Annotated in this window: 14 protein-coding genes; 11 read left to right on the forward strand and 3 right to left on the reverse strand. The window is 37.5% G+C overall.

Features of this window, described 5'->3' with window-relative positions:
• Nucleotides 1–402 precede the first annotated feature (402 nt).
• The 5 genes from BLP92_RS16100 (at nt 403) to BLP92_RS16120 (ending at nt 5,432) form a co-directional block, all read left to right on the forward strand.
• Nucleotides 403–828 carry a MarR family winged helix-turn-helix transcriptional regulator gene (locus BLP92_RS16100; RefSeq protein WP_090843984.1) on the forward strand — a complete coding sequence of 142 codons (426 nt, stop codon included), beginning with the start codon at nt 403–405 and terminating at the stop codon, nt 826–828.
• A gap of 249 nt (nt 829–1,077) precedes the next feature.
• Nucleotides 1,078–2,415, forward strand: coding sequence for an NtaA/DmoA family FMN-dependent monooxygenase (locus BLP92_RS16105; protein WP_090843985.1), 1,338 nt, complete (start codon nt 1,078–1,080; stop codon nt 2,413–2,415).
• A 24-nt stretch (nt 2,416–2,439) separates the two neighbouring features.
• A complete protein-coding gene (gene nfsA / locus BLP92_RS16110) occupies nt 2,440–3,180 on the forward strand; it encodes an oxygen-insensitive NADPH nitroreductase (protein WP_090843986.1) in 741 nt (246 codons plus the stop codon).
• Nucleotides 3,181–3,249: 69 nt separating this feature from the next.
• Nucleotides 3,250–4,353 (forward strand): Gfo/Idh/MocA family protein, encoded by a 1,104-nt coding sequence (locus BLP92_RS16115; RefSeq protein WP_090843987.1) that lies wholly within the window; start codon nt 3,250–3,252, stop codon nt 4,351–4,353.
• 101 nt (nt 4,354–4,454) lie between these two features.
• Nucleotides 4,455–5,432: an alpha/beta hydrolase gene (locus BLP92_RS16120; protein WP_244516901.1), complete on the forward strand. Its 978-nt coding sequence runs from the start codon at nt 4,455–4,457 to the stop codon at nt 5,430–5,432.
• A gap of 858 nt (nt 5,433–6,290) precedes the next feature.
• On the opposite strand, the gene BLP92_RS16125 is transcribed toward BLP92_RS16120, so the two are convergent.
• Entirely contained in the window at nt 6,291–6,587 is a 297-nt protein-coding gene (locus tag BLP92_RS16125; protein ID WP_090843988.1) for a MerR family transcriptional regulator, read from the reverse strand.
• Between the two features lie 203 nt (nt 6,588–6,790).
• On the opposite strand from BLP92_RS16125, the gene BLP92_RS16130 reads away from it, so the two are divergent.
• Nucleotides 6,791–7,330, forward strand: a complete 540-nt coding sequence (locus tag BLP92_RS16130; RefSeq protein ID WP_244516903.1) for a GrpB family protein — start codon at nt 6,791–6,793, stop codon at nt 7,328–7,330.
• A 137-nt stretch (nt 7,331–7,467) separates the two neighbouring features.
• Nucleotides 7,468–7,968, forward strand: a complete 501-nt coding sequence (locus BLP92_RS16135; protein WP_090843989.1) for a GNAT family N-acetyltransferase — start codon at nt 7,468–7,470, stop codon at nt 7,966–7,968.
• Between the two features lie 359 nt (nt 7,969–8,327).
• Here the strand turns inward: BLP92_RS16135 and BLP92_RS16140 are convergent, their stop codons facing one another.
• Nucleotides 8,328–8,786, reverse strand: coding sequence for a VOC family protein (locus BLP92_RS16140; RefSeq protein WP_090843990.1), 459 nt, complete (start codon nt 8,784–8,786; stop codon nt 8,328–8,330).
• A gap of 125 nt (nt 8,787–8,911) precedes the next feature.
• On the opposite strand from BLP92_RS16140, the gene BLP92_RS16145 reads away from it, so the two are divergent.
• The 4 genes from BLP92_RS16145 (at nt 8,912) to BLP92_RS16160 (ending at nt 13,319) form a co-directional block, all read left to right on the forward strand.
• Nucleotides 8,912–9,208: a nucleoside phosphorylase-I family protein gene (locus BLP92_RS16145; protein ID WP_090843991.1), complete on the forward strand. Its 297-nt coding sequence runs from the start codon at nt 8,912–8,914 to the stop codon at nt 9,206–9,208.
• 177 nt (nt 9,209–9,385) lie between these two features.
• The gene (locus tag BLP92_RS16150) at nt 9,386–9,886 is read left to right on the forward strand and encodes a DUF3830 family protein (protein WP_210184580.1); all 501 of its coding nucleotides are present in this window, start codon (nt 9,386–9,388) and stop codon (nt 9,884–9,886) included.
• Between the two features lie 497 nt (nt 9,887–10,383).
• Nucleotides 10,384–11,514 (forward strand): SIR2 family protein, encoded by a 1,131-nt coding sequence (locus BLP92_RS16155; protein WP_090843992.1) that lies wholly within the window; start codon nt 10,384–10,386, stop codon nt 11,512–11,514.
• On the forward strand, nt 11,511–13,319 hold the full coding sequence (locus BLP92_RS16160; RefSeq protein ID WP_090843993.1) for an ATP-binding protein: 1,809 nt from the start codon (nt 11,511–11,513) through the stop codon (nt 13,317–13,319). The genes BLP92_RS16155 and BLP92_RS16160 overlap by 4 nt, the downstream gene beginning before the upstream one ends.
• Before the next feature lie 165 nt (nt 13,320–13,484).
• Here the strand turns inward: BLP92_RS16160 and BLP92_RS16165 are convergent, their stop codons facing one another.
• Nucleotides 13,485–14,276 carry a phosphotransferase family protein gene (locus BLP92_RS16165; RefSeq protein WP_090843994.1) on the reverse strand — a complete coding sequence of 264 codons (792 nt, stop codon included), beginning with the start codon at nt 14,274–14,276 and terminating at the stop codon, nt 13,485–13,487.
• Between the last annotated feature and the right edge of the window lie 254 nt (nt 14,277–14,530).

Here is a 14,530-nt window from a genome sequence, read left to right on the forward strand (position 1 = left end):
GCTTTAAGTGAAAATTTAAAATGACTTGCAAGTCAGCTGCAAAAAAGAACGTTGCAAGGCAAAGTTACTCATCCGGGGATAGGAGGGGAGAGAAAAGAATTAATGTATAGGATCAATAAACATTAAAACATCTAAAATTTGTATCATATATCTGAGTTGTACGGTTTCTAAAACAACTTCTCTTAATAAACAAACAATGAATACCCTGAGCTGCTCACTCTATTGTAAAAAAGTTTACCTATAATCACGATAGAATATTTGTGATGATGTTTTATAAAAACCATTCACCTTCCAAATGAAAGAGAACAAAATGTTAGGGTACTTATCTTTATAAGTTGACAGCTAAATATCAAACTGATATATTTAGTCTGCTAAATAAATTGAGCAAGTGGAGGTTTACCTATGAATAATAAGGTGGACTGTGATATTCGCGAGTCTTTAGATAAAGTTTCCTCCCGGATGCGTCGAGATTACAGTGAAAGTTTAAGAGAACTTAATCTGTATGTAGGCCAGGATAATTTGCTTTATCGTCTATGGAGAGAGGATGGAATTACACAAATGCAGCTGTGTGACCATTTAAAATGTGAGCCTCCGACCGTAACGAATATGGTCAAGTCATTGGAACAAAACGGATTCATTCAACGTAAACGGGATGAACAAGATGCCAGAGTCATGCGAATCTATCTCACAGATAAAGGAAGAGCATTAGAGCAGCCGGTGGATGCCAAATGGAAACACCAGCAGGAAAAATTACTGCATTCTATCTCACCGGAAGAACGTTTGGTGTTAAGAGAATTGATGATGCGAATGGAGAGAAACTTATTTTAAGTTTTCTCTGAGTATTTACTTAGCAGACTAAATAAATGCTGCACATTAGTGTATTTAACTTTAGTCCAAGGTAATCATTTAGATTAGCCTACTAGGAAGAATAAGTGAGATAGCGGTTAATTTTCGGAAAATTATTTAGCAAGCTAACTATCAGCAGGAAGTTCGTTTAAAGAAAAAAAGCTGATACAAAATTCATCACAGGGGCATTGAACGAAACTGGGCCCGTCTAAATCAAAGGAGAATACAAACATGACAGAACGAAAAGAAATGCAGCTGGCATTACAAATGGTTTCTGGGTACGGTGCGGAATTCAGCGCCTGGAGAATGCCGGGTACTGACCCGGCAGCCTATACAAATACGGACAGTTACGTGGAACGGGCGAAAATAGCAGAAAAAGGGAAATTTCAGATGATTTTCATCGCAGACACTCCTGCCTTAACCGTTGACCTGGGACCGCAGACGCCGATGTTTCCAATGGATCCAATGCTCGCTCTTATGGCTGTGGCCAGGGAAACCAAGCATATCGGACTGGTGGCAACCCACTCTACAACGTTTAATTACCCTTACAACATTGCGCGTCAGTTTAAAGCACTGGATGTGATAAGTCGTGGACGTGTCGGCTGGAATGCGGTGACCTCCTCCACTCCAGCAGCGGCAGCGAACTTTGGTATGCAGGTTGCCAGCCGAAAAGAACGATATGCCAAAGCGCATGAATCTATCCAAATTGTCCAAGCGCTGTGGGGGAGCTGGGAATCAGATGCTGCGACACTGGATGCAGAAGGCGGCCAATTTGCCGATATGGACAAAATTCAGCCAATCAATCTTCAAGGAGAGTATTATGCCTCCCGAGGCCCACTGCCAATTCCACCATCCGAACAGGGCCAGCCGGTGATTTTCCAGGCTGGTGGGGGAGAAGAAGGCCTGGAGTTAGCGGGAAAATATGCTTCCGGCGTCTATGCGAACCCTTATGACATCGATTCTGCCCGGGAGCACCGGAAAGCGCTTCGGCAAAGTGCCACTCGTTTTGGCAGAAATCCAGATGACATTAAGATGTATGCCGGCTTTATGTTTTCCATCGGCGCAACGGAAGAAGAAGGCTTGGAACGGCGCAGACAGCTGATGAGCTTCAATCCCGACGAGATTCCAGGGCGGGTCAGCTACCTTGGTTCCATGGTAGGCCTGCGGTTATCGGTGCATTCCATGGATATTGATCAGCCTTTACCAGCTGACCTGCTGGAACATGCCTACGCCAATCCACAGGATCCCCGTTCCCCCAGAGCCTTGCAGCTGCTCAAAAAAGGACTTTCCATCCGGGACGTGCTGGCGCACGGCGTCATCAATTATCATCCGGTAGTTGCCGGTACCGCGGTGCAGGTGGCAGACTTCCTGGAAGAATGGTTTTTGGCAGGCGCGACGGACGGTTTTTCCGTTGTGCCAGATATCGCCTACGATGGCGTTGCCGATTTTGTGGAGCAGGTTGTTCCGATTTTGCAGGAGCGCGGATTGTTCCACAAAGAGTATGAAGGAGAAACACTGCGTGAGAATATGGGCGTTTCTTATCAATACGGAAGCGCTCAGACAAATTAAAAAATGACTAAAGGAGAGATTTACATGAATCATACAATTGATTTGCTTCAAAATCATGCATCTATTCGTTCTTTTACCAACGAACCAGTAACAGAGGAACAGCGGAGTGAAATATTTAAGGCAGCGAACCAAACGTCTTCATTCAGTCTGCTGCAGGCTGTTTCGATTATTCGAATTACTGATCCAGAACTGCGCAAAAAAGTGATGCAGCTTTCTGTAAATCAACCTTATATTGAAGAAGCAGCAGAGTTTTGGATTTTCTGCGCGGATTTTAACAGGAATCAGCAGATTGCACCAAAGGTAGATCTTGACTATATTGAATACCTGTTAATAGGTACATTCGATGCCGGGCTCATGGCGCAAAATGCTTTAACAGCCGCAGAAGCAATGGGACTGGGTGGTGTCTATATCGGTGGGGTAAGAGCGAATATTGAAGAATTAACCGAGGCATTAAATTTACCAGAGCTTGTGATCCCTTTAGTGGGACTGTGCATTGGCCATCCTGCTGGAGAGAAACCAGGAGTGAAGCCGCGTTTACCTCAATCAATGGTAATGTTTGAAAATCAGTATCAGCCATTAGATGAAGAAAAATTAGCAGATTACGATCAACAGATGCGTGAATATTACCAAGGTCGACCTGTGAAAGCTCCTTTCTCCGTGAAGAAAGTAAAGGGATGGAAAGACCATATTGAAGATCATCTGGAAAGAAGCAAACAGCCGTTAATGCTTGAGTATTTAAATAAGCAAGGGTTTGCTAAAAAATAAACAGGTATCGCTTAGAGCAATTAACATCGCCATGTTTTATCGTTTGAAGATAAAAAGGAGTGTGTGGACATGAACAAAAAAATCAGAGCAGGTATTATTGGTGGATCCATTAATAACGGCTGGGCTAAAGGAACGCATATACCGGCCATACAGCATTTGAATGAGCTGGAGCTCACGGCAGTTGGCACGAGTAATATGGAGAGTGCGAAAAAAAGCGCGGCAGCTTTTCATGCGGCTCATGCATTTGATAAAGCGGAAGATTTGGCGCAGCATGCTGATGTGGATATGGTTGTCGTAAGCGTCAACGTGCAGGAACATTATCGTGCAGTAAAAGCGATTCTTCCTGCAGAGAAGCCTATTTATTGTGAATGGCCATTGGGATCAAATACAGCAGAAGCGCAAGAGATGCAGGATTGGGTGGAGTCCCGGCAATTGAACAATGCGATTGGATTACAGGCCAGGCAAGCTCCAGCCGTTAATTATGTGAAAGATTTGGTGGCGGAGGGCTATGTCGGAAAAGTGTTGTCTGCTAATTTAAAGATATCTATGGATGTTATGGGAGGCGTAGGGGATAAAGCCACTGCCTACCTGTATGACCGCAGGGCAGGAGGAAATTTGTTCACTATTGTGGGCGCCCATAACCTGGATGCATTCACCTATATGCTTGGAGAATTCAAGGAGCTTTCCGCTGTTACCGCCCAGCAGTATCCTCAAGTGGAGTTGGTGGATATCGGGGAAGTCATTGAAAAAACGACAGATGATCAAATATTGATTACAGGAAAATTAGAAAATGACGCCGTAGCGAATGTTCATATACAAGGGGGAGTGAAGCACCAAACCGGTCTTACTCTTGAAATTTTAGGAGACAAAGGCACTCTCGTACTCGAGGCACCGGCTTCCATTCAGTTCGGTTCGCACGAGTTGCGGGGGGCTGGCCCGAATGATGCAGCACTGCAGCATTTACCCGTGCCGGATCATTATTACCAGGCACCTGATTCGCTGAAAAATGATGCAGGCTTTGTGCTGAATGTTGCACAGGCTCATCGGAAGTTTGCCAAAGATATACAGGAAGGAACCTCCGAGACTCCTGGTTTTGCAGAAGCCGTAAAACTGCACCAGCTGCTTGATACTGTAGAAAGAGCTGCCCAAACAGGAGAACGTCAGTATTTATAAAACCTCTTAGAATTTTTGCACTAATGCGTTGCTTCCTGCATCTTTCAGGGTAAAAGGTTATTAAACAGTTAAACGGTACTGATGTTAAGGAGGATGCTATTTTGAAGGTCACCCACAAAATGGTGGATAAGCAGCTGCGGACAAGAGGGATGCTGTTTAATTTATTAGTGAAAAAATCAAATGAAGAAAAATTTATAGCGTCTATGCATCATTCAAAGAAACGAATGGAAAAATCGTTTCGCGGAAAGGATGTCAAAGGGCTGGACTGCAGTGAAGACTGGGTAAAGAGAAGCGATGGTTCGAGTATTCGCGTACGAATTTACCGGCCGCTTCATCAGGTAGAAGATGTTCCCGGCGTATTATGGCTGCACGGCGGTGGGTATGCACAGGGATTGCCTGAAATGAGCGGGGAAATGTACAAGCGGTTGATACAAGCGGGGGATTGTGTGATTGTCGCTCCTGACTACCGTTTGTCCATTGAAGCACCTTATCCTGCGGCGCTTGAAGACGCTTATGATGTCTTATTATGGATGAAAGACAATGCGCATGAGCTGGGAATTCGTAATGATCAACTGATGGCAGGGGGAGAGAGTGCCGGCGGTGGCTTAACGGCGGCGCTGACACTTTATGCCAGAGATAAAGGAGAAGTAAATATTGCCTTTCAAATGCCGCTTTATCCGATGATCGATGATCGAATGGTGACAGAATCTGCAAGAGAGAATAATGCGTATATCTGGGATACAAAAATGAACCGCTGGGCTTGGAAATTATACCTGGGAGATTTATATGGAAAAGAAGTACCTGTATACGCAGCCCCCGCAAGAGCGGAAGATTACAGCAGTCTGCCGCCAGCTGCTACCTTTGTCGGTGATATCGAACCGTTCCGGGATGAGACGATCACATACGTTGAAAACTTAAAGCAGAATGGAACGCCGGTGGACTTTGAAATATACAAAGGAGCTTTTCACGGATTCGATATTATTCACCCGAAAGCGAAAATAAGCAGGGATGCGAGAGACTTTTTAATGAATGCATTTCAATATGCGGTGAAGCATTATTTTGCTGCCCAGAAAAAATAAAAAGCGGTTATTAAGTCTAGGCAGGACAGAAATGATGCCTCCTTCGGATGTTAAACAGAGAATTGTTCCAACCCATAAGCAAAAGTAACCCTCACGACGGTGAGGGTTGTTTTTATTAGAAACATCACAAATGATACCAATTAAAAAAAACTATGATTATTTAGATGATACATACGGAGATTTAAATTATTTATTTAATAATAAAGCTCTATTAATGCTCGTTGTTGATAAGAGAAAATTTCGCTGCAACTCGGCCGGCTTGCCGTGGACGAGCTCCTCAGCTTCCTCGCTGCGCTGCGGGGTCTTCCCAGCTCGTTCTTCCACAGGCGTCCGCCGGTTTCCGCTCCGTTCTTCTCTTTGAAAAACAAAAGAAAGAGATTGTTTTTATAACAAGTTTTTCTATCAATAAAATGAAGAGAAGGCGATTTTCAAGACGCCTGCGGAAAAAGAAAGCGTGAAGATCAAAGGTTCGTCTCGCACTGCAGACGAACTCGTAAAGCAGGGGGCAGCCAGCCGGGCTCTCGAATCTAAGCAAGACGGTATTTGTTTTGCTTGGATTGGCTGCGCGGAACCCTGCTTATTTCGAAGGGATAGCTGAAGGATTTCTCCGCGGCAAGCGAAGAAAAAAGAGCCGCAGGCATACCTTTCTTACATCAACATCAGCCTTTAATAGAGCCAAAAATAAAAATCCAAGGCTTTAAAAACGGAAGACTGACTTTTCACAGAGACGGAGATATAGAAATGATAGTGTATATTCCTGACTCATACACATTGAAGCTTTAGAGCGCTTCTATACGCTATGCTGCAGCATAAATCAGTTATGTATTAACGAAAGATAGTTTTGGTAGATTGGAATTATTATTTTCCAATGTTTTCGACCCATTCGAGCAGCTGCTTTTTAGGATAATACACGCTGTTATTAATAATGATGTGAGGAATATCAGCATGTTCTCTAAGTAATGCCTCTACATCCTTTTTCTCGATTCCCAGTGTGTGATGTACATGTTTTTCATGAATGAGTTCTCTTTCATCTTCCTCCGTGAAATAATCCATTGTATTTTTAGCCTCAGGATTTTTAAAATTTTTCAGTCCATCCCCAATAAAATAAGCAGCTGCAGCCAGTCCGATGGCAAGCCAGAAAAAAGTTAGTTCCATAAGAGATCCTCATTTCCTTAGATGATTTTGATTTTATTTTAACATAAATTACCATAGTTACCACTGGAACTTAGTGAATTACATTTTTAGGAATGATAAACTTATTGTAAAGAGTAGATAGAATTCCTGGATCTGCATTTCATTATTTTACAGCTGAAAAAGCTAAGTTATAGTATTAAAAACGATTTGAGGAGTTGGGAGTAGTGGATAAGAAAGAAGCAGCAAAAACCATGGTTCATTTGGAAGAACATAGCGCCCATTGGGAAGCGCAGTATAGTCATGAGAAGAATAAAATTATGGATATTATTGGTGATGAAGTTGATACTATTGAACATATTGGAAGTACCGCTGTAAAAGACCTAAAAGCTAAACCGATTAATGATATTATGGTCGGGATAAAAGAATTAAAACTTGCACCAGATCTTATCGATCCATTAAGTGAAATAGGGTTCGAGTATGTCCGAAAAGATGAATTTCCTGACAGGGGATTTTTCAGAAAGGGATCTTGGGGAAACGGTACTTGTCATTTACATCTTGTTGAAACAAAGAGTACAGAGTGGAAGGAAAAATTATTATTTCGAGAGTATCTTAGAAATTATCCAGATGTAGCAAATGAATACGAATTGCTTAAAAGTAAACTTGCTGCGGAATATAAGAATGACAGAAGTTCCTATACTCAAAAGAAAGAACCTTTTATTCAAGATATTATTAAAAGAGCTAAAAGAAGTATTGAATGTTTTTAGCATCCTAAAAATTCCTGAGAATTATACGGTAAATATTCTCTTATCTTTTCTAAAATTAAACCCAGAGCACTGCAGCTCACCAATAAAACTAGCCCAGCAAATAGAATTAGTAAGAAGCGAACAAGGGAGAGATCAAAATGGTAGTAAGAGAAATAGAAACCAATGATGTAGAAAAGTTAGCAAGCCTTATAAAAAAGGTAGATAGCAGCTCTGCTTATATGCTTTGGGAAGCTGGTGAAAGAAATATTCAATCAGATACCCAACTTAAAATGATTGAGAACCTAAAGAAAGCAGAAAACTCGACCATGCTTGTGGCAGAAAAAGAAAATGAGTTGGTTGGCTACTTATTAGCTGTAGGCGGAAATGCTCGCCGCAATAAACATTTGGCGTATGTTGTAATAGGGATATTGAAAGACTTTAGAGGAAAAGGAATCGGAAAACAGCTGTTTCAAAAATTAGAGCAATGGAGTGTGAATCAACAAATACGCAGGTTAGAACTAACAGTAGTAACGAAAAATGAAGAAGCAATATCTTTATATAGGAAAATGGGATTTGAAGTGGAGGGAACGAAAAGAAACTCTTTACGAATTGAGGACAAATTCGTTGATGAGTTTTATATGTCGAAGCTTTTACGTTAGTGGTCCTAATTCATCAATGTATTCAGATTGCTGTATATGCAATAAATAAGCAAGGATTAGAGATTTGGGTATTTATAGGATTTGAAAAATAGGATAAGAGAACTTTTAAAGATAAAGTATGTGATAGCTTAAAAACAAAAAATATATTGTTAGAAGTGTTGTCTTTGATAATATTCTCTTTAAAAAATTATGATGCTCTAATATTTTTTGTGACTTCGACCACAGTTCCACCTTTTTAATTTATGAATTGAAAAAACACTAAAATCCTCAGTTTTAGAAGTCTTTAGTGTTTGAAGGATAATTTAATTGTTAACAGTATTTTAAAATTCCTACCTATTCTCCAGTACTTAGAAGAGTCTCTATTTCTCTAATAACTCTTCCCATTCTAAAATTGAAAGTTTATCATTGACATCTTTTAAGTGGGAGGGAACGTCTACGTAACACATAAATTCTAAGCTGTTTTTATCCGGATCTTCAAAATAAACTGAAGCATTCCCTTGATAAGGCCTTACGAAAGGTTCTATTGATTTTCTATTACCAAAAGGAACTATTGATACTCTCTTATTTTCAAGCCATGCTAAAGCATTTTTCATGTCTTCATAATCTATTGTAAAAGCTATATGTTTTAAAGAGGGGTGATATGAAGTTTTATACTCCTCTCCTTCCCAAAGTCCTAACCAACTTTCTTTCTTAACAATCCAAAAAAAAGCGGAACTATTGTTTCGCCAAGCAATCTCTAAGCCTAATTTCTGATAAAAATCAATAGATTGTTCCAAGTCGCTTACAGGTAAATGTGCTTCATACAATCCTTTTATCATACATCCTCCTAATATTAAATGAAATTTGAAATCAAAACTAATAATACAATATTTTTCCATATTAAACAAATGAAATTTGATGATTAATTAATATATAAAGCATCAATTATAGGAATAATAAAATTATGCTTCTAGAAACAACCGAGATGGTAAACGGTTGGGCTGCTGAAGGATATTTAGGTGTTAATATAGAAACCGCTACTACATTCGCAATTGCGAAGAAATTCAATAAAAAAGCAATAAGCTTGTTAAATCTGTCAGACCATCTAATTCCTGGAGAGACTTTATATTCATATACAAAAGAAAGAGAAAAATTAGAAATGGAATTGGACAAAAAGAAAAGGGGTGTAGCGTGGTACATATCGACAGTCGCTGATACATTGTATGATGAAATAAATGGAAAGCATTATAAGCTTTCCTAAGAACCTCTAAGAATCCCAAAAGCTTTGTATAGATAAAGCAGAGGGGATCTTTTTCTCTGTATAGCTGTTTCCATTTAACTCCTTAGTCAATGACATAGCTGCCGCGCCACGAACCAGCACAATTATCCTTTGATTATAAAAATTTTAAAAATAAAAAATGAAGGGTGAGATGAGTGTATGACAAAATATATTAAAATTAGTTTGGCTCAGCGAGGTGTTTCCTGTATTGCTAGACTTTTGGAAGAAGAGGCTCCAAGAACTTGTGAAGCAGTCTGGGAAGCTCTTCCACAAAGCGGTCAAGTTTATCATGCGAAGTACGCTCATAACGAAATTTACAATATGGTACCTCCTTTTCCTGAAAAAGAGATCGGATTGGAAAACTCTACGGTAACTCCAATTCCTGGGGACGTTTGTTATTTTTACTTTCAATCAGGTCAATTGGATAAAGCTTTTAAAGAAGAGAAAAACATTTCTCATCTACCAGGAGTAGTAGATTTAGCTGTTTTTTATGGAAGAAACAATTTACTGTTGAATGGAGATATTGGCTGGGTACCGGGAAATGTATTCGCAACGATTGAAGAAAACCTTCCGGCTATGGCAGAAGCATGTAACGATGTATGGTTTGCGGGAGCGAAGGGGGAACAGTTAATTTATGAACGATATGAATATAATAAGTAGCACAGGTACGCATACAATAATAAATCCGTAAAAAAGGGGGCCTCACTAGTAATTGATGTGCGAAATAAGGAAAAAAATAGTGGGGGACAAATTAAGAATCCTGTTCTGTGCAACAGCAATCATTAACCGTCCTGGCATGGTATAGCTTTACTGAAAACTGTCTACAAATAAGTTCCTAATAATTCTTGAACTCTTTTTCGATGACCGTCCATATGAAAAATTTCTCTATTTCTTTTTCACCCAGTCACCTTTCACTCGAAACTTATTAATATATAGCCCAATACGTTCATTAAAGTATGTGTAATTATGCGAACGTTCGAAAAGTAAAAATAAACTTTTTTGAACTTATAATTTTCGAAAAATTATACCGAGATTTGCCGTTCGAGAAAGTGTACTTTTTCGAACGAATAAATATTCAACCAAAACAGTTCACTCGAGTTCCAAATTTTGTTAAAGTTAATCTGACAGTTTATTTTTAATATGAAGGAGGTTTTTTAATGATAGAAGAAAGAATGAGAAAAAAGATGTTTTATTGGAGAGGGAAAGAGGACAAACTAAGCCATTTAGAATTCGATCAACAAATTCAAGAAATTTCAAAGTTCATTCAACAACAATGTAAAAGTGAAAATTTACATTTTTTGATAGGATCAGGTTGCTCTCTCCCTCATGTGCCATTAATGAGCAAAACGTTTGATAATATAAAATCAAATACTGAAATTAGTTCATGTCTTGGTGATTATGCAGAAAGTAACGATATAGAAGGATATTTAAATTGGTTAAAGAATGCAATGACATTTTTACAAAGTGGAGATGAATACAACAAATACGCAAAAGCTTTTAAAAAAACAAAGGAAAGCTTGTTATTGACAATCCCTAAATCTTATACTGGCTTATCAGAAGCAGAAAATATTAAACTCATCACAACCTCCGATAATTATAAGAAATTTTATAATAGCATATTGAGTCATAGAGAATACAAAGACTTTACTCCTATAAACATATTCACTACAAATTATGATTTGTATAATGAAATTGCAATGGAGCAAAATGGTATTCATTATGCCAATGGTTTTAGAGGGTTAATTAATAGAACATTCGATCCTCAGAACTATAGAATGAGACTAGTTGATGATGAGAATAGGTACAAAGAGAAATGGACAACAGTTAAGAGATTTATAAAATTACATAAAATCCATGGATCAATAGATTGGAATTACGATACTAATTTAAAGACTATCGTTCAATCATCTAACTCTTTGTCAAAAGAAGGAAATGAGAACGTAATGATCTATCCTACAATTAACAAACACTTAGAAACTCAACAATCACCTTATTCAGAGCTTATGAGAGAATTTACAATCAACTTACAAAAAAGAGATTCAACTTTAATAGTGATAGGATATGGATTTCCGGATTCACATATTAATCAATTAATATCTCAAGCTTTAAACAATGACGACTTTAATCTCATAGTGTTTGGCGACAAGACAGAACAAAATGCCAAAGAGTTTTATAATGAGAACAAGGACAGAAATAATTTTCATTTTATAGAAGGAAATTATAATAACAATAAAGATGGCCACCATTTTAATAATGTTATTAAATTTTTAGGTGGGTTTAAATTATGAGAAATCAAAACAGTATAGGAGTAATTAATAAAGTATTTCCAAATAAAATAGTAATGGAAATTTCTAATTCTAATAAACTTATTCATAATTATAAAGGCGATCTATATACTTTTGCCGGAATAAATAATTTCATAACCATCTATCAATCTAATTCTAATAAATTTATTTACCAAGTAATTGGTTTATATGAACAAGAAAACCCGATTGTGGATGATGAAATGTCTAAATTTAAAGAGAAGCTATACTTTGAAGCAGTTCCTCTAGGTGAAATCGAAAATCAAACGTTTAATTTCGGTTTATCAAAATTCCCTATGGTAGGAGATTCAGTCTTTTTAACACTAATTGAAGATGTCAATTCAATCTTAAGATTAAATGATAAAGAGAGTTATTCAATAACTTTAGGGAAAATGGCTTCTTTTGACAGTTATTATCCCCAATTAAATATAGACAGTTTGTTTTCTCATCATACAAGTGTTTTAGGTAATACAGGCTCAGGTAAGTCAACAACTGCTAGAAAGCTGATAGCTGAAGTTATCAATAAACTTAGTACAAATACTGAGGTAAATAATGCTAATTTTATAATATTCGATGTGCACGATGAGTATGAGTCTATTCCTCTTGACTATTTAAACAGAATAGATGTTGAAAAAGAATTATCTATACCTATAGAATCATTGAACAAAGAAGACTGGATTAATTTAGTTCAACCTTCACCTGGGGTGCAACTCCCAGTCTTAATGAATGGTTTAAGACTAGGAAATTTAATGAGTTCAAGTTCAAATTTCAAAGATTGGATAAATGCTTATTGTGCCTTATTTATGTATGAAAATGTACATACTGATGTAGTAGGTAAAAGAGCCAAAATAATAAAATTGTTAGAAGCTGTTAAAGACAATGGTATTAATCAGCAACTACAAAATTATAATTCGCAATATGCGAATTTTAGAAGTGGAGATGAAGAGTCATTTAAAAGAGTTATCAAAGAATTTATAAAGAAACTTTCAGGCTATGAGTATGAAGAATGTAAATCAATTATTGAAGAATCGATAGGAGAAGCTGATTGCACGGTAACAAGTTTATCTTATCTCGAAACAGGAATCGATATGGTGCTTCTATTTGAAGAGATTAGAGGTAACGATCAAGCTAGGTCTCATTGCTCTACTCTTATGACGCGTATTGAGAACTTGATTTCCACTTACAAAAACACCTTATTTGATAATAGTCCGCACAAATTAAAAACATATTCTAATGTTATGAAATTTGAAAAAGGTTTTACAGTATTTAAAATTTCAAGCTTAGATGATACTGATTTGACCTTTTTCACAAGTTATTTTTTAAGAATATTATATTCTAAGCAAAAGCAAATTCGAAAAAGTGATAAAAATATAAATAATATGTACCACATTGTATTAGATGAGGCACATAAATATATACACGAAAGAAATTTTGAAGATTCCATCTATTCGTTGAGGATGTTTGAACAAATTGCTAAAGAAGGAAGAAAGTTCGGGATATTTATGATTCTTGTTAGTCAAAGACCAGGTGAACTTTCAAAAACAGTTTTATCACAATGTAATAACTTTATTTTGCATCGTATAAGAAATAATATCGATTTAGATCAAATGAGAAAGAGTATTCCATATCTTACCGAATCTCAACTTACAAGAATATCTTTTCTCAGAACAGGAAGTGCTTTATTAGTAGGAGAAGCATTTTCTATTCCTATGGAAATAATTATTGATGGTAACGACCAGGGGAGCTCTTCATCAACTTTACCTCCTTCTAAGGCATGGAAAATGAAATAAATAGGTTAACATAATCCCACATATTGGGAGCTAAAGAACTACAACTGCGGGAAGTGACTGAACAAAGTCTCACTTCCCGCCCTGATCTGTCTGTATAAATTCACTTTTCGAAGTTTAAGTGATCTTTAGAGAAATAAGGAATTCTCCTTGAATGCTAAATACACCTTAAAAGAACTCATATAACCCCTTTACAAAATAATTGTAGTCCCATTCATTCATAATCCTTGCTCCGTAGCCTTTAAAGAAAAGCTCTTTGTCATTTTCAGTTTCAAAGGCCTTCGGTTTGGGACGTACCGCAAGCGAAACATCATACCGCGGGTCGCCATAAGATCCGCCACCCCAGTCAATTATTCCAGCTACTTTCCCATGATTGACTATTACATTGTCAATCGTAAAATCACCGTGGATTAATACCTGTTTTATTTCAGCGGGTTTTATCACCTTTATATGTTGCAACAATTCTGCATCTCCATCCACAGTGGAAGTCTTTAGGTTAATATCTGCTTGAGCCAGCATTTCGTCCAGCCATGATTTTTCGTATATTAATTCACTTGGACATGGAGTTGAATGGACTTGAGCGAGTATTTTTCCGAAATTAAAGATAATTTCCTGCCTTTTCTCCTCAGCTACTTCATTGGATAAAGCTGTTCTCACTGTTTCTCCCTCTATCAACTCGAATAACGCCCACGATTGATTGTTGGTTTCTTGTTCAACGAATTGATGAACGGTTGGAATCGGTAGGTTAGTAGCGGCTAAATGATTGAGGACGGACACTTCTCTGTTTAATGAAGTGTTATTTGGCATTCCTTTCGTTCTTTTAAGTACAAAAAAGCCGTTTTTACATTCAATTACCCCTACGTTCGAAGTATAACCTTGCCGCGGAAATGTAATGGACTTGATTGTGCCGACAAAGTCTTTTATTTCAGTTGGAATTTCATATATTTGTATGGGTTGCAATTAGATACACCTCAAGAAGTTAGAATGAATTATTAAGATTAATTCGATTTTGTTAATTGAAAATCCTTTTCGCGACTTGAATAAAAAAGGCGGCGAATTGTGCTTCAAAAAGTAGCTTCTCGCATTTAAAGTTTGGAAAAGTGAACATTTAAGAACGATCAATAATTTTCCTTAAATGATTATAAATAATTAACCTTATTGTAAAATAAATAATGGTATTCAATTACATTTCACAAGTTATCAGAACCATTAAA

It is taken from the genome of Alkalicoccus daliensis (assembly GCF_900103955.1).
In the GTDB taxonomy this organism is placed as follows: Bacteria; Bacillota; Bacilli; order Bacillales; family Salisediminibacteriaceae; genus Alkalicoccus; species Alkalicoccus daliensis.